At 68.1% G+C, this 14,153-nt stretch carries 13 protein-coding genes, 1 tRNA gene and 2 pseudogenes; 10 read left to right on the plus strand and 6 right to left on the minus strand.

Translation table 11 applies throughout. The features are described 5' to 3' along the window. Positions 1-164: 164 nt before the first annotated feature. A complete protein-coding gene (locus tag Q8W67_RS17915) occupies positions 165-3,437 on the plus strand; it encodes an efflux RND transporter permease subunit (RefSeq protein WP_305548028.1) in 3,273 nt (1,090 codons plus the stop codon). Between the two features lie 334 nt (positions 3,438-3,771). Here Q8W67_RS17915 and cynS read toward each other — a convergent pair whose 3' ends face one another. After that, the gene (gene cynS / locus Q8W67_RS17920; RefSeq protein ID WP_305548030.1) at positions 3,772-4,260 is read right to left on the minus strand and encodes a cyanase; all 489 of its coding nucleotides are present in this window, start codon (positions 4,258-4,260) and stop codon (positions 3,772-3,774) included. A gap of 273 nt (positions 4,261-4,533) precedes the next feature. On the opposite strand from cynS, the gene Q8W67_RS17925 reads away from it, so the two are divergent. The 5 genes from Q8W67_RS17925 (at position 4,534) to Q8W67_RS17945 (ending at position 9,528) form a co-directional block, all read left to right on the plus strand. Beyond that, entirely contained in the window at positions 4,534-6,441 is a 1,908-nt protein-coding gene (locus Q8W67_RS17925) for a sigma 54-interacting transcriptional regulator (protein ID WP_305548032.1), read from the plus strand. Between the two features lie 128 nt (positions 6,442-6,569). Beyond that, positions 6,570-8,159 (plus strand): tRNA (adenosine(37)-N6)-threonylcarbamoyltransferase complex ATPase subunit type 1 TsaE, encoded by a 1,590-nt coding sequence (tsaE, locus tag Q8W67_RS17930; protein ID WP_305548034.1) that lies wholly within the window; start codon positions 6,570-6,572, stop codon positions 8,157-8,159. A gap of 111 nt (positions 8,160-8,270) precedes the next feature. Next, a complete protein-coding gene (locus Q8W67_RS17935; RefSeq protein WP_305548036.1) occupies positions 8,271-9,011 on the plus strand; it encodes a nucleotidyltransferase family protein in 741 nt (246 codons plus the stop codon). Positions 9,012-9,137: 126 nt separating this feature from the next. Beyond that, a tRNA-Arg gene (locus Q8W67_RS17940) sits at positions 9,138-9,214 on the plus strand. Between the two features lie 149 nt (positions 9,215-9,363). After that, on the plus strand, positions 9,364-9,528 hold the full coding sequence (locus tag Q8W67_RS17945) for a hypothetical protein (protein ID WP_305548059.1): 165 nt from the start codon (positions 9,364-9,366) through the stop codon (positions 9,526-9,528). Positions 9,529-9,895: 367 nt separating this feature from the next. Here the strand turns inward: Q8W67_RS17945 and Q8W67_RS17950 are convergent, their stop codons facing one another. The 3 genes from Q8W67_RS17950 to Q8W67_RS17960 all read right to left on the minus strand — a co-directional run bounded on the left by Q8W67_RS17950 (position 9,896) and on the right by Q8W67_RS17960 (position 10,745). Then, positions 9,896-10,078 carry a hypothetical protein gene (locus tag Q8W67_RS17950; protein ID WP_305548039.1) on the minus strand — a complete coding sequence of 61 codons (183 nt, stop codon included), beginning with the start codon at positions 10,076-10,078 and terminating at the stop codon, positions 9,896-9,898. Further along, positions 10,069-10,398 carry a hypothetical protein gene (locus Q8W67_RS17955; RefSeq protein WP_305548041.1) on the minus strand — a complete coding sequence of 110 codons (330 nt, stop codon included), beginning with the start codon at positions 10,396-10,398 and terminating at the stop codon, positions 10,069-10,071. The genes Q8W67_RS17950 and Q8W67_RS17955 overlap by 10 nt, the downstream gene beginning before the upstream one ends. A gap of 80 nt (positions 10,399-10,478) precedes the next feature. Further along, on the minus strand, positions 10,479-10,745 hold the full coding sequence (locus Q8W67_RS17960; RefSeq protein WP_305548043.1) for a hypothetical protein: 267 nt from the start codon (positions 10,743-10,745) through the stop codon (positions 10,479-10,481). A gap of 641 nt (positions 10,746-11,386) precedes the next feature. Between Q8W67_RS17960 and Q8W67_RS17965 the strand changes: the two genes are divergently transcribed. Together Q8W67_RS17965 and Q8W67_RS17970 are read left to right on the plus strand one after the other, a co-directional pair. Beyond that, positions 11,387-11,704, plus strand: coding sequence for a hypothetical protein (locus Q8W67_RS17965; protein WP_305548045.1), 318 nt, complete (start codon positions 11,387-11,389; stop codon positions 11,702-11,704). A gap of 11 nt (positions 11,705-11,715) precedes the next feature. Continuing rightward, the gene (locus Q8W67_RS17970; protein ID WP_305548047.1) at positions 11,716-11,979 is read left to right on the plus strand and encodes a hypothetical protein; all 264 of its coding nucleotides are present in this window, start codon (positions 11,716-11,718) and stop codon (positions 11,977-11,979) included. Positions 11,980-12,049: 70 nt separating this feature from the next. On the opposite strand, the gene Q8W67_RS17975 is transcribed toward Q8W67_RS17970, so the two are convergent. Continuing rightward, positions 12,050-12,310, minus strand: coding sequence for a hypothetical protein (locus Q8W67_RS17975; protein ID WP_305548049.1), 261 nt, complete (start codon positions 12,308-12,310; stop codon positions 12,050-12,052). A gap of 237 nt (positions 12,311-12,547) precedes the next feature. On the opposite strand from Q8W67_RS17975, the gene Q8W67_RS17980 reads away from it, so the two are divergent. Further along, positions 12,548-12,997 carry a hypothetical protein gene (locus Q8W67_RS17980; protein ID WP_305548051.1) on the plus strand — a complete coding sequence of 150 codons (450 nt, stop codon included), beginning with the start codon at positions 12,548-12,550 and terminating at the stop codon, positions 12,995-12,997. A 581-nt stretch (positions 12,998-13,578) separates the two neighbouring features. On the opposite strand, the pseudogene Q8W67_RS17985 reads toward Q8W67_RS17980, so the two are convergent. After that, a pseudogene (locus Q8W67_RS17985) lies at positions 13,579-13,815 on the minus strand (transposase); the annotation flags it as partial. Positions 13,816-13,899: 84 nt separating this feature from the next. On the opposite strand from Q8W67_RS17985, the pseudogene Q8W67_RS17990 reads away from it, so the two are divergent. Next, positions 13,900-14,153: pseudogene (locus Q8W67_RS17990) on the plus strand (transposase); the annotation flags it as partial.

The raw sequence follows: 14,153 nt of genomic DNA on the forward strand, positions 1-14,153 counted from the left end.
CGGGTCGGATGATGCCCGGCTCGGAAGCGAGACCTCCGCCGCAGCCCTGCGGCCTCGCGGCCCGTCCCTTGCCTGTCCGGACATGATAGCGAATCAATCCGGGCGTCCAATGCGCCGGCACCTGACGCGAAGAAGCCGGCCCGGTGCTGGCCGGCGGAGACCGCATGGGCCTCGTCCTTTACGCCCTCAAGTTCCGGATCACGACCTACGTGCTCGCCGTGCTGATGATGCTCGGCGGCATCGGCGCGATCATCGTCATGCCGAAGGACGTGCTGCCGGTCGTCGATATCCCCGTCGTCGTCGTGGTCTGGACCTATACGGGCCTGTCCACGCCGGAGATGGAGCAGCGCATCACGACCTATGCCGAGTACGGCATCTCCAACAACGTCAACAACATCCGCCGCATGGAGTCGACCACGCTCCAGGGCACGGCGGTGCAGCGGATCTACTTCGCTCCGACGGTCAGCATCGATCTGGCCATCGCCCAGGTGGTGTCCTCCACCAACTCGATCCGCGCGGCGATGCCGGCCGGCACGCAGCCGCCGATCATCGTGCGTTACTCCGCCTCCTCGGTCCCGGTCATTCAGCTGGCGCTGACCTCCGCCAAGGACAGCCTGAACCAGGTCTACGACTACGCTCAGTACCGCATCCGGCAGACGCTGGCGCAGGTGCCCGGCTCGACCCTGCCGGCCCCGTTCGGCGGTGCGCCCCGGCAGATCATGGTCGACCTCGATCTCAACGCGCTCCAGGCGCTCGGGCTGACGCCGCTCGACGTCACCAATGCCATGACGGCCCAGAACCTCACGGTGCCATCGGGCCTCTCGAAGATCGGCGAGCAGCAATACCCGATCCAGCTCAACGCCACGCCGCCCTCGATCGAGACCCTCAACCTCGCGCCGATCAAGGTGGTGGCCGGCCAGCCCGTGCTGATGCGCGACGTGGCCTATGTCCGCGACGGCGGCCCGCCGCAGATCAACGTGGTCCGCGCCGAGGGCGGTCAGGCCGTGCTGATGCAGGTGATCAAGAACGGCAACGCCTCGACCCTCAACGTCGTCAACAACGTCAAGGCGGCGATGCCGACGATCCGCGCCGCCGCCCCCGAGGGTCTCACGATCCGGCCGCTGTTCGACCAGTCGGTGTTCGTCTCGAACGCCATCGAGGGCGTCCTGCACGAGGCCGCCATCGCGGCCGCCCTGACCGGTCTCGCGATCCTGCTGTTCCTCGGCTCGTGGCGGTCGACGCTGATCGTGCTGATCTCGATTCCGCTCTGTGTGATGACCTCGCTGGCGGTGCTGGCGGCGCTGGGCGAGACCATCAACGTGATGACGCTGGGCGGCCTCGCCCTGGCGGTGGGCATTCTCGTCGACGACGCGACGGTGGCGATCGAGAACACCTACCGGCTGTTCGAGGAGGGCGAGGAGTTCCGCGAGAGCGTGGTCCACGGCGCGGCCGGCATCGCCAAGCCCGCGCTGATCTCGACGCTCTCGATCTGCGCGGCCTTCACGGCCGTGTTCGCGCTCACCGACACGCCGAAATTCCTGTTCACCCCGCAGGCGCTCGCGGTCGTGTTCGCGATGCTGACCTCCTACCTCCTCTCCCGCACCCTGGTGCCGCTCCTGATCGACGTGATCGTGGCGCCGGAATACCGGCAGAAGCACGCCAAGGATCGGTCTGAGCCCGCGCCGCCGCGCCGGGGCCGCATCGCCCGGGCGCTCGGCCTCGTCGGCGCGCCCCTGTTAAGGCTCGCCGGGCGCGCCCATGGCGCGTTCGAGCGCGGGTTCGCGCGGTTCCACCGGGCCTATGTCGGGCTGCTCCACGCGGTGCTCGGGCACCGGATCGCCACCCTGGCGGTGGTCGGCCTCGTGCTCGGGATGACCGGCGTGCTGTTCGTCTTCGTCGGCGCGGATTACTTCCCGCAGATCGAGGCGAGCCAGATGACCATGCACCTGCGCACGCGGCCGGGCATGCGCATCGAGACCGCCGAGCAGGTCTTCGCCGAGGTCGAGGACACGGTCCGCGAGGTGATCCCGCCGGGCGAGATCGAGCAGATCCTCGATAATATCGGCCTGCCGTCGACCAACTACAATTTCGCGTTCTCGGACGGCTCGTTCGTCTCTTACAACGACGGCCAGATGCTCATCAGCCTCAAGGAAGGCCACGGCTCGGTGGCGGGCTACATGAAGCGCCTGCGCGCGGTGCTGATGAAGCGCTTCCCCGACCTGATCGTCTACTTTCAGCCCGCCGACATGATCACCCAGATCCTGAACTTCGGTGTCATCACCCCGATCGACGTGCAGGTCTCCGGCCGGCACAAGGAGAAGGACCTGGAGGTCGCCCAGCGCATCGTCCAGCGGCTGAAGCTGACCAAGGGCCTGGTCGACGTGCACCTGCAGCAGATCGTCAACGAACCGCAATTCTACGTCGACGTCGACCGGCGCCTCGCCTCCGAACAGGGACTCACGGAGCAGCAGGTGGCGCAGAACATGAACATCTCGCTGTCGGGCAGCTACCAGGTGACGCCGAACTTCTGGCCCGACCCGAAGACCGGCATCCCCTATCAGCTCTGGGTGCAGACGCCCGAATACCGCAACAGCTCGCTCACCGACCTGCGCAACACGCCGATGTTCGTGCGTGCGGCTGCGACCTCGGGCTCGGGCCCCGGCGTGCTGACGCTGCTCTCGAGCCTGGCCGACCTGCGCCGGGTGCCGACCCAGACGGTGATCAACCACGTCAACATCCAGCCGACCTTCGACATCTTCGCCTCGGTCCAGGACAGGGACCTCGATTCGGTGGCCCGCGACATCGACGCCATCGTCCAGGACGAGCAGCAGAACCTGGAGGCGCCCGACAAGATCGCGGTGCGCGGCCAGATCGAGAGCATGCGCGCCGCCTTCTTCCGGCTGGAGGTCGGGCTCGGGATCGCGCTGATCGCCGTCTACCTGCTGATGGCGGTCAACTACCAGAGCTGGGGCGACCCGTTCGTGGTGATCGCGGCCCTGCCGATGGCGTTCTGCGGCATCACCTTCGCGCTGTTCATCACCGGGACCAGTTTCTCGATCCCGTCGATCTTCGGGGCGATCATGTCGGTGGGCATCGCTTCGGCGAACTCGATCCTGCTCGTCACCTTCGCCAAGGAGCACCGGGAGGCCACGGGCTGCAGCGCCCTGGAGGCGGCGATCACCGCGGGCGAGACCCGCCTGCGGCCGGTGCTGATGACCGCCTTGGCGATGTTCCTCGGGCTGATCCCGATGGCGCTGGGCACCGGCGAAGGCGGCGAGCAGAACGCCGCGCTGGCTCGCGCCGTGATGGGCGGCATCGCCTTCGCCACTCCGGCGACCCTGCTGCTGGTGCCGTTCCTCTACGTGCTGATGCGCGGCGGCCCGGCCCAGCCGGTGGAGGATTATCTGGTGGCGGATGGCGGTGAGGCGGCGGCCTGAGGCGAGGCGCGGCCGCTTCTCCACCCCTCGCTCCTTGATCGGCGATGTACCGGTGGCAGGGGTCAACCACCGTGTCGTTCCGGAGCGCCGCAGGCGAGCCCGGCTCCGGAGGGGCCGCCGACAGTGCGGAACCTTGATCCACCTGCGTTTCTGGATCCCGGGCTCCGCTCCGCGGCCCCGGGATCACTAGGCGGGTGTTCGGGCGCTCGTGCCGACCCCGGATCCCTGGGGAACACGATCTCCACATGCGATGGGCCGCCCCGTACGGGGGAGGGAAAACATTGTTTCTCAGAAGCTTGCTGCCGAAACCGGCTGGCTTCCAAGACGCCGCCCCTCAGCCCTCCTTGAAGCCGTACTCGGGCGTGTCGTCGTCGTTGCCGTAGTACTTGTAGGGCAGGAACTTGCCCGACATGGTCAGCTTCACGCGGTCGCCCTTGTTGTTGGCCTCGCGGGCCATGTCCATGTTGAAGTCGATCGCCGACATGATGCCGTCGCCGAACTCCTCCTGGATCAGCTCTTTGAAGGTCGTGCCGTAGACCATAACCAGCTCGTAGAACCGGTAGATCAGCGGGTCGGTGGGCGGCAGCGCCGGGATCGAGCCGCGATAGGGCGGCTCGTTGAGCATGCGCTCCTCGGCCGCCGTGAGCCCGAACAGCGCGGCGGCCTTCTTGGCCTGGGCCTTGGGCAGCTTCATCTGTCCCATGCAGGCGGCGGTGATCAGGATCGGCGAGAGGCCGCCGATCTGCTCCTGGATGTGCTTCCAGGTCCAGCCGTTCTCGCGCTTGATGTCGAGAAGCTTCTCGGTCAGATCCTCGCGTTTCATGGTCGGCTCCCGTGCTCGATCGTCCGGATGGTTCGGGTGGGGCCGCGGACGCGCTGCAGCCCCACCCCGCCCCGTCGCGGGGCGCGCACCCCGCTGGCGACCGGGAGGGGGGAATCGGTCGGAGCCGGGTGCGGAAGACCGTCCATGCGGTCGTCTTCGAAGTGGCAAACCGTATGCCAGCCGGTTTGTCCGAAGAAACCCCTGTCTTCGAAGGACTTTACGCGAAGGACTGCCAGTCACGACATCTCGTCGGAAACGAGATATCGTCAGCATATGACGAAATCTCGTAGCCTCGAAGCGGCCGGGTCCGCGCCCGGCGAGTTCGGTCCGGTCTTCGAGGCCAATCCGGACGCGATGCTGGTTGTCGAGCCGAAGGCGGATCGGATCGTAGACGCAAACCCGGCGGCGGCGCGGATGCTCGGCTACCCCCGCACCGCATTGCGCGGAGCACGGGCCAGCGCCCTGCATCCCGGCCAGCTCCCGGCGCTGACCGTATTCACGCAGGCCGCCCTGGCGAAGGGGCACTGGTGGACGCAGGCCCTGACCCCGCGCCACGCCTCCGGCCGGAACCTGCGGGTGGAGGTCGCCGCCTTCCCGCTCGCGGGCGCGCCGACGCGCCTCCTCGTGACCCTCGCCGATCCCGACGCGCTCCGCCGCCGGCAGGTCGACGGCGAGGCCGACGCCTACATGCGCGCCGGCCTCTCCGAGTGGCAGCGGATGGAGCGCATCTTCCGCGACATCGAGCGGGGCAACCAGCTGATCCTGCGGGCGGCGGGCGAGGGGATCTACGGCGTCAACGCGGAGGGGGTGACAACCTTCGTCAACCCGGCCGCCGCGCGCATGCTCGGCTGGGAGGCCGCCGACCTCGTCGGCAAGGACATGCACGCGGCCGTCCACCACACCCGCCCCGACGGCAGCCATTATCGCCACAGGGATTGCCCGATCTACGCGGCCTTCCGGGACGGAGCGGTGCACCAGGTCGACGACGAGGTGTTCTGGCGGGCCGACGGGACGTCCTTCCCGGTGGAATACACCTCGACGCCGATCCGCGACCGGGGGCGCCTGCTCGGCGCCGTGATCGTGTTCCGCGACATCAGCCAGCGTCGGGACTCCGAGGAACGCCTCCGGAGCGCCCTCGCGGAGGTCGACAGCCTGCGCGAGCGCCTGGAGCTGGAGAACGCCTATCTCAAGGAGGAAATCCGGGCCGAGAGCCACCACCAGGGGATCATCGGCCGCTCGGCAGCCATCGAGGCGACCCTGCGGCAGGTCGACCTCGTGGCCGGGACCGACGCGACGGTGCTGATCACCGGCGAATCCGGCACCGGCAAGGAGCTGATCGCCCGGGCGATCCACGAGGCGAGCCGGCGCAGCGCGCGCCCGCTGATCCGGGTGAACTGCGCCGCGATCCCGCGGGAGCTGTTCGAGAGCGAGTTCTTCGGCCACGCCAAGGGCAGCTTCACCGGCGCCCTGCGCGACCGGGTCGGGCGGTTCGAACTCGCCGATGGCGGCACGCTGTTCCTCGACGAGGTCGGCGAGATCCCCCTCGACCTGCAGGGCAAGCTGCTGCGCGTGCTGCAGGAGCGCGCGTTCGAGCGGGTCGGCGAGTCGCGCACCCGCGCGGTCGACGTGCGGCTGGTGGCGGCCACCAACCGGGACCTGCGCGCGGAGGTCCGGAACGGACGCTTCCGGGAGGATCTCTACTTCCGGCTCAACGTGTTCCCGATCCAGGCGCGGCCCCTGCGCGAGCGGCCCGAGGACATCCCGCCGATCGCCCAGCACGTCCTCACGGCGGCCGCCCGCCGCCTCAACATCCCGGAGCCGCGGCTCACGGAGGGGGATGTCCGCCGCCTCTGCCGCTACGCCTGGCCCGGCAACGTGCGCGAGCTGGAGAACGTGATCGAGCGGGCGGCGATCCTCAGCGCGGGCGGGCGGCTGCGCCTCGACCTGCCCGACGCGGAGCCGGGCCGCCGGGCCGACCCTTCCGCGCGGACCACCGCCGAACCGGGCGGACGCCCGCCCACGGAGGCCGAGCGCCGCGCCCGCGACCGCGCCGAGATCGTCGCGGCCCTGGCGTTGGCGGGGGGGCGGGTCTCCGGCCCCGGCGGAGCGGCCGAACTCCTCGGCCTTCGCCCGACGACCCTCGCCTCGCGGATCCGGGCCCACGGCATCCCGCGCGGTTGACCGGGATCCGGGTCGCGAAGCGTGGTTTCGATGCACCGGGCAGGCGGGAAGCGCGTATCCACGGCCGGAAACGCTTGCATCCGCGGCGTGTTTTCGGACCATGCACCTTCGGGTCTCGGAGGCGGGCTTTGGACGGGGACGATCGGGACGGACAGACGGCGGTCGAGGAGGCGGGCACATCCGCGCCGCCGATCCCCTGGGAATTCGTGCTTCCGGAGGAGACGGCCACCGAGGATCTCGGCCTGTTCCTCTCCGAGTTCCTTCTCCCGGGCGACGTCGTGGCGCTCTCGGGCGGCCTGGGCGGCGGCAAGACGACGCTGGCGCGCGCGGTGATCCGCGAACTCGCCGGTGACCCGCTGCTGGAGGTGCCGAGCCCGACCTTCACGCTGATCCAGCCCTACACGGCCCGCGACGGCCGCGCGATCATCCACGCCGACCTCTACCGGCTGCGCGACCCCGACGAATTGGTGGAACTCGGCTTCGAGGAGATGGCCGAGGAGGCGATCACCCTGGTCGAGTGGCCCGACCGGATGCCGCCCCGCGACGGCCCCGTGCTCACCGTGGACCTATCGCTGCGGGCCGAGTTCGGCGACGGGGCGCGCTTCGCCCGGATCGACGGCTCCGGCGGCATGCGCCCCCGCCTGGACAGGGCCCGCGCGGTGCGCCGGCTCCTCGACCGCAGCGGCTGGGATATCGCCGAGCGCACCCTGATGCAGGGGGATGCCTCGTCCCGCGCCTACGAGCGCCTGACGAAGCCCGACGGCACCACCGCGGTGCTGATGATCGCCCCGCCCCGCCCCGATGGACCGGCGGTCCGCGACGGCAAGCCCTACAGCGCGATCGTGCATCTCGCCGAGAGCGTCCACGCCTTCGTGGCGCTCGACCGCGGCCTGCGGGCGCTGGGCTTCTCGGCGCCGCGGATCTACGGCGAGGACCTCGCCGAAGGCCTGCTGATCCTGGAGGATCTCGGCAGCGAGCCCGTGGTCGACGCGGGCGGCCCCCGGCCCGAGCGCTATGCCGAGGCGGTGCGCCTGCTCGCCAAGCTCCACGCGACCCCGCTGCCCGCGGTGCTGCCGGTGGCGGACGGGATCGAGCACGTCCTGCCTCCCTACGACGCGGCGGCCCTGCTGTTCGAGGCGGAGCTGATGCCCGAGTGGTACGCCCCGGCGATCCGGAACGTCACCCTGTCCGAGGCCGCGCGGGCGGAGTTCGTGGAGCTGTGGCGGGCTGCCCTGCAGGGCGCGGTCCCGGACCGGGCCACCTGGACCCTGCGCGACTACCACTCGCCGAACCTGATCTGGCTGCCCGAGCGCGACGGGCTGGAGCGGGTCGGTCTGATCGACTTCCAGGACGCCGTAATGGGTCATCCGGCCTACGACGTCGCCTCGCTGCTGCAGGATGCCCGGGTCGACGCCAGCGCAGAGTTCGAGCTGCGGCTGCTCGGCCTCTACGCCCGCGAGCGCCGCGGCCGGGACCCGGCCTTCGATGTCGGCGCCTTCGCCACCGCCTACGCCCTGCTGGCCGCCCAGCGCGCCACCAAGATCCTCGGCATCTTCGCCCGGCTCGACCGGCGCGACGGCAAGCCCGGCTACCTCGCCCACCTGCCACGGATCGAGGGCTACCTCGCCCGCAACCTCGCCCATCCGGCGCTCGCCGGCCTGCGGGCCTGGCATGCTGCGCACCTGCCGGGCCTCGTCGCCCCCGCTTCCGAGGCCTAGAGAGGCTGCCTCGTCACGAGGACGGCATCTCCGACCGTGTGTGATCGCAGGATGATCTCGGAAAGTCGGACCCCCCGTGTCCGCATCGTGCTCTAACCACCGGATTCCCGCATGAGCGAGCCCGCCCCCGCCGTCACCCACGCCTTCGTGTTGGCCGCGGGCCTGGGCAAGCGCATGCGCCCGGTGACCGCCACGGTGCCCAAGCCCCTGGTCGAGGTGGCCGGCAAGGCGCTCCTCGACCACGCCCTCGACCGGGCCGCGGAGGCCGGGATCGACACTGCCGTCGTCAACGTCCACTACCTCGCCGACCTGATCGAGGGCCACCTCGCCCGCCGGACCGAGGGGCCCGCCACCCTGGTCTCCGACGAGCGTGCGGCGCTGCTGGAGACCGGAGGCGGCATCCGCAAGGCGCTGCCGCTGCTCGGCGAGCGCCCCTTCGTGGTTCTCAACTCGGATTCATTCTGGCTTGAGGGGTCGTCCCCCAATCTCCGTCGGCTGATCGCCGCCTGGGACGCGCGCCGCATGGACGCCCTGCTGCTGGTGGCGCCCACCGCCACCAGCCTCGGCTACGAGGGCGCGGGGGATTTCGTGATGGACACGGACGGCCGCCTGGAGCGCCGCGGCGAGCGTGAGTTGGCGCCCTTCATCTACGCGGGCGTGGCGATCCTGACGCCGGACCTCTTCGCCGCGACGCCGGACGGGGCTTTCTCGCTCAACCTGCTGTTCGACCGGGCGATCGGAGCCGGGCGTCTGTTCGGCATGCGCCTCGACGGTCAATGGCTCCATGTCGGCACCCCGGACGCGATCCGCGCCGCCGAGGAGCGCGTGCGGGCTAGCGCCCGGGCCCCGTAGCGCCGGGCCGGTTCGGGCCGATCCCGACATGTCGATCGCGTCTTGCCGATCGCGTCTTGCCAAGCCCGATCCGAGCCTCTAGAAGCCCCTTCGCACCGGCGGTCCAAGACGCCGCCGACGTGCCAGGCGCCCGTAGCTCAGCTGGATAGAGCACCAGACTACGAATCTGGGGGTCAGAGGTTCGAATCCTTTCGGGCGCGCCATCACTTAGCTAGCTTTTCAAAATCTGCCGAACCGACCGGGGTAACGCTGCGGGTAACAGCGAACCCACTCGGTGACAGCTGACGCCCGCACCGGATGCGCGAGCGACGTTCGTTGGCGTAGGTGACATCCTCGAAGCGGGGAGGATGCCTTGGTTTACGTGCTCATCATCATGCTGGCCGGATCAGGCGCGTCGGTCGGATCCGTCGAGTTCAATAGTAAGCAGGCGTGCGAAGCGGCGGCGAAGGCGATCGCTGACTCCGGCCGTCCCTTTGCCGGCGCTTCCGCGATCACGGTGTGCGTGGCCAAGGGGTAGGCTCGCACGGGATGCGCGAGCGGCGTTCGTGCGGGCACCTCTTTCTGCGTTGAAACGTCCACCTTCACGCATTCACGCGGCGCCGCCGGCAATTAGCTGGTCATCCAAGTCCGCCCCCGCCTCGCCCCTCAGCGACGAGGGCGGGCGTGGATGCATAATTCTTGCGTCCAGTGCCGGGTCGAGGTCTCCTCTCGACCTCCACGCTCGCCCCGAAGCTTAATGCCCCCCAGCTAGCTGAGGGACGGGCGTGGACGCTGCGCCTGCTTTCGCTCACGGATGAGCAAAAGTTGGTTCCCCCGAATAACCCTCGGCCGACCAAGTGGCAGACTTCGCCGCTTGAACCGACGCAAAGCTGCGTTCGTCGGCCTCAGCGCATTGAGGCCAGCGACGGCAGGTCGGCACGATCGGCCGGAGCTTTGGCCTGCCGCACCCGATCCCGCGACCTCTCGAAGGCCTCATCACCGTTCCGGTACAGCATGTCGGATCGGGCTAGGTCGTACCGGGCGAGCCGGATCATGCGGATGGCGAGGAAGCCGTAGATCAGGCGCATGGCGTGCCCTCCGTCAGGCGCAGCAGGTCGATGGCCAGCCCGCGCAGCAGATCGACAGTGTAGCCGTGGCCGCCATTCCGTCTGATGTCGTCGCGCAGATCCTCGGCCTCGGAGTCAGCCGTGGTGTTGGCCTGGATCGCCCGGAGCTTCACCAGCACCTCGTCCCCGGTCCAAGCGGGGTACAGGGCTACGGCAGCGTGTGCCTGCCCGGCGGCCCCGACGACGGCCTTCCACTCCTCTATCGAGCCGAAGCCTTCGTCGCGTTCCTCCTCATCGGTATAGGCGTAGAGGGCACGTTCCGCTCGTTCACTCGCCTCCACAAGGCGAACAAGCTTCGGAGAGACGGTAGGCGCCACAGACCGGGGCGAACTGGAAGGATGGGCCGTGACGGCCCCGCCTGTCATCGGGGCTGCGAGATGGCGCCGAGGGCGGCGCGGCGGTTGTACGGGCCGTCTGCCTGCCCCCAGGTTGCCTTGACGGCTTCCTTCCAGCGCTGATCCACGCGCCGGCCGAGTTCTGTCAGCGGATGGCTGATAGCGTGCAGCACACCCGGCTCGATCATATGGGGCGACGACCCCAACAGGCTGATCAGCTCGGCCCAGCGAGCGATATTCGCCACGTCGTCTTCGATCTCAAGGAGGGTCGAGAAAGCGAGATGCTCTTTCATGCTGCCCTCCCGACGTTGAAGCGGTGAGCGCCGCGCCCGGTCCATTCGGCAGCGGGGGCGTCCAGAGCCTCCGGCTCACGATCCAAATCTGGTTCGTGGTCCGTGTCGCCGTCCATGGCGTCAAGGATGTCGATCAGGCTCTCGACCAGGGTCTCAACCTCGGTGCGGGACAGGGCGCGGACGCCATGAGGCAGAGCGCTGTAACTATTCCCGGATGGAATAGTTTGCTCGGCCGCCCGCATCGCGCGGATGGCCTGTGTGACCGGTCCTACCTGTGCTGTAGGCAAGCGCGGGCGTTCACCTCCGCCGACGGGCGGTGTAGGATGGTGGATAGCCATGTGACGGGTCTCAAGGCGTTGCAGGGTCAGGCCCGGCGCGGGAGTACCAGTCCTTCGCTGAGCCGTTTGCTATTGCTAGCAGATTGCTAGCAGATTGCTTATAGTTGCTGGCATCCGAGCCATAAACTAGCATCTGCTAACAATGCCCGAAGCCCGCGAGACGCGAACCGCCCCGTTGGGCCTCCGGATCCTGCCATCCGTGAAGAAGGCACTAGAGCAGGCTGCCGCCGAGGATGCGCGGACGATGGCCGCCTACGTCGAGAAACTCCTCACCGAGCACCTGAAGGCGAAGGGCTATCTGAAATGACAGCGGCCGGCGAACAGCCCAATAAGCTGGCCGAGGTCGCCGGACTGGCGGCAGCGATCGCCGACAGCATCATCGATCATCAGGTCTCAGGCACCATGATTCCGCCCGAGCAATTTAGGATGCTCGTCAGCGCCGCCCGGATATTGCAGGACAACGGCGTGCCGTGGCCGCCGTCCGTGGAGCACGTCGTGCTGGCGGTCGCCAAGCGGGTCGAGCAAGCTGAGGCGGCCACGGCGGACGGCGAGACCGGATCCGAGGCCGACGAGACCGTGGGGAAACCGACGCACACTCTCAACACTGAGAAGCGATCCTGACGGAGCTATTCGTGAACGACGAGGATCCTGACTTCGAGCACTCCCCGTTCTCCGGCCCGATCACACGCGAAGGCGAGACGGTTGAGGTGGAGATCTATCGGTTCGTGGGGACGCGGGGTTCGTGGCGGTTGGAGGTTGTACACTTGTCAGGCGGCTGCACCGAATGGCCGGATCGCTTCGCGATAGAGGAGGACGCCTACAAGGCCTTCTGCGCGGCGGTCGAAGAGCATGGTCTCGCGCCATTCTGTGTCGCTGCGGGCAAAACGCTACACTGATCTTTCCCGCCGCCTCGCCCCCCATCCCGGCGGCCAACTTTCCGGGATGCGAGGGGCCATACGACGCGATCTACGCTGCCTCCAGTTCTCGCCAGCCCGCGACGAAGGTGAACTCGCGGTGGAAGAAATAGATACTGCCGCGGCGCGTAGCGCTTTCAGCATCATCGAGATCAAAGCCTAGCGGCTTATCCAGCGGCACTTGGATAGTCCTTGCGAATTGCCAGCGCAGTCCATCTAGGAAGCTCGGGATCGGCTGATCCTGCCGCACCGCGCAAAACGCCGTCGGATCATCGACATTCGAAAATATGTAGTAGACTTTACGAGCGCACATTGAGAGGCCCTCGCGGCAATCGGAAGCTGTATCCGATCGGCAACAGTCAAGTTTAAATCTGATTCGCCTGCAATGGTCAAGCTTCTGCCACATTCCCGCATCCGCCGAACGTGACCTCTTCCTGTCTGCCCGTAATTCGCCGCCACCGCGAAGGGGCTGGTACACCGTCGCCATCTATGCGTACTTCAGGGCCAGCTCGTGCCTCGACAGCGGCGCCCCGGCGGCTATCCTGAAGTCATGCGCTACGCCCTCGCCGCCGTGATTCTCGCTGCCGCTACCGGTGCGCATTCCGAGGCCTTGCCCGCTCCGGTGCAGGCTGCCGTCGCGGAGGCGAGAGCTTCGTGCCAGCCTGAGCCCACGAGGATCGGAAGCGGCTTCATCCGTCGCCAGGACGTGAATGGCGATGGCATTCCCGACTACGTGCTGAGCTATGAGGCGGTATCCTGCCCGGATACCGGACACCTGAACTGCGGCTCGGCGGGGTGCCTTACCCAGGTGTTTGCCTCAACCGGCGCCGGATACACCAAGGTGCTTGACGAAAACGTTCAGGAAGTCCGCTTCCGCACCATTAAGCGCCGTCCGGCGATGCTGCTCGGCCTGCATGGCAGTTCGTGCGGCAAAGCCGGGTCCGAGGCGTGCGGCGCTACCCTGTACTGGAACGGGGCCAAGTTCAGCCCCGCACACTGATTCAAGCCTGCCCGCTGTTGGCTGCCATCGCGTAGGCCCGGCAGGCTTCAGGATCTCGACAGCCGCGCTCCGGCGGCTATCCTGCCTAAAAGCAGATGGCGCCATGTCGGCGGCGTGCTAAGATCAGGAGATGTCCCGCTGGCTTGCCATGGCGCTGGCTCTCATGCTCCTCGTCGCTGGAGCGGGTCTGATCTACGGCCTCGTCGTACTCTCTCAGGAACCGGCCTCCCCACCCTACAGGACCGCTCAGCCAGAAGAGGATGCGACCTGTGAGGTGTGGCGGGCTCTTCCAGACGATCAGCGCGGCAAACCACCAGAGAAGTGCGCCCCGCTTTGACAGCCGCTTCGATGATGCCCTGATAGGACCTGACGCCTGCCCGTAGTTCGCCGCCGCCGGACAGGAGCGCCGAAACCACCGCCGTCTGCGCGTTCCGGAGCGCCAGCGCGTACAGGCCTTCCGCCGACCTAGTGAAGGCCTCTGCGTGCTCTCGCGGCGCTTGGCTGCCGGTGATGTCCACCTTGAAGCTGTTGTGCTGGGTCTGACCGGACCAGTATTTTGGACCGGGCCGATTGAGGGGTTACTACATGGCGGCGGCCAGCGGTAGCCGGAAGGCCAGGTCTGGGAAGGTGACAGGCGCGGGTGGCCGGTAGCCGAGCGATGAGTGCGGCCGCACGCGGGTGTAGGTGTTCTGCCAGAGGCCGATCACGGTTTGGGCTTCCTTAAGGGAGTAGAAGAACTCCTGCCTCAGGCACTCGTCACGAAGCTTTCCTTTTAAGCTCTCGCAATACCCACTCTCCCACGGCGAGTTATCCTCGACCGTCTCAGCAGGCCGCAGCCGCTGATCCTCCCCCGGTTTGACGGACGCCTCTGATACGCTCGTTACGGGCGGGGAAGGTGTTTGATGGCCAAGACGAGACGCGAGTTCACGCCCGAGTTCAAACGCGAGGCGGTGGCCCTGCTGGAAAGCAGCGGCCGGCCGCAGATGCAGATCGCGGCCGAACTTGGGATCCAACCCTCGATGCTGAGGTAGTGGCGCTCGGCACTGATGGGAGGCTCCCCACCACCGCGGACAGCAGGGTCCCCGGGAGCCGTGCCTGCGAGCCCGGTGGCTTCCCCCTCCGACCAAGCAGCCGAGATCGCTCGTCTGCGGCGTGA

Source organism: Methylobacterium sp. NEAU K (assembly GCF_030700285.1).
Taxonomy (GTDB): Bacteria; Pseudomonadota; Alphaproteobacteria; order Rhizobiales; family Beijerinckiaceae; genus Methylobacterium.

What these genes read in the sequence shown, in the direction of transcription:
- Q8W67_RS17980 (WP_305548051.1), top strand. Translation starts at nt 12,548, where the DNA reads ATGCGCTACGCCCTCGCCGCCGTGATTCTCGCTGCCGCTACCGGTGCG.
- Q8W67_RS17935 (WP_305548036.1), top strand. Translation starts at nt 8,271, where the DNA reads ATGAGCGAGCCCGCCCCCGCCGTCACCCACGCCTTCGTGTTGGCCGCG.
- Q8W67_RS17925 (WP_305548032.1), top strand. Translation starts at nt 4,534, where the DNA reads ATGACGAAATCTCGTAGCCTCGAAGCGGCCGGGTCCGCGCCCGGCGAG.
- Q8W67_RS17960 (WP_305548043.1), bottom strand. Translation starts at nt 10,745, where the DNA reads ATGAAAGAGCATCTCGCTTTCTCGACCCTCCTTGAGATCGAAGACGAC.
- Q8W67_RS17915 (WP_305548028.1), top strand. Translation starts at nt 165, where the DNA reads ATGGGCCTCGTCCTTTACGCCCTCAAGTTCCGGATCACGACCTACGTG.
- Q8W67_RS17965 (WP_305548045.1), top strand. Translation starts at nt 11,387, where the DNA reads ATGACAGCGGCCGGCGAACAGCCCAATAAGCTGGCCGAGGTCGCCGGA.
- Q8W67_RS17950 (WP_305548039.1), bottom strand. Translation starts at nt 10,078, where the DNA reads ATGCGCCTGATCTACGGCTTCCTCGCCATCCGCATGATCCGGCTCGCC.
- Q8W67_RS17975 (WP_305548049.1), bottom strand. Translation starts at nt 12,310, where the DNA reads ATGTGCGCTCGTAAAGTCTACTACATATTTTCGAATGTCGATGATCCG.
- cynS (WP_305548030.1), bottom strand. Translation starts at nt 4,260, where the DNA reads ATGAAACGCGAGGATCTGACCGAGAAGCTTCTCGACATCAAGCGCGAG.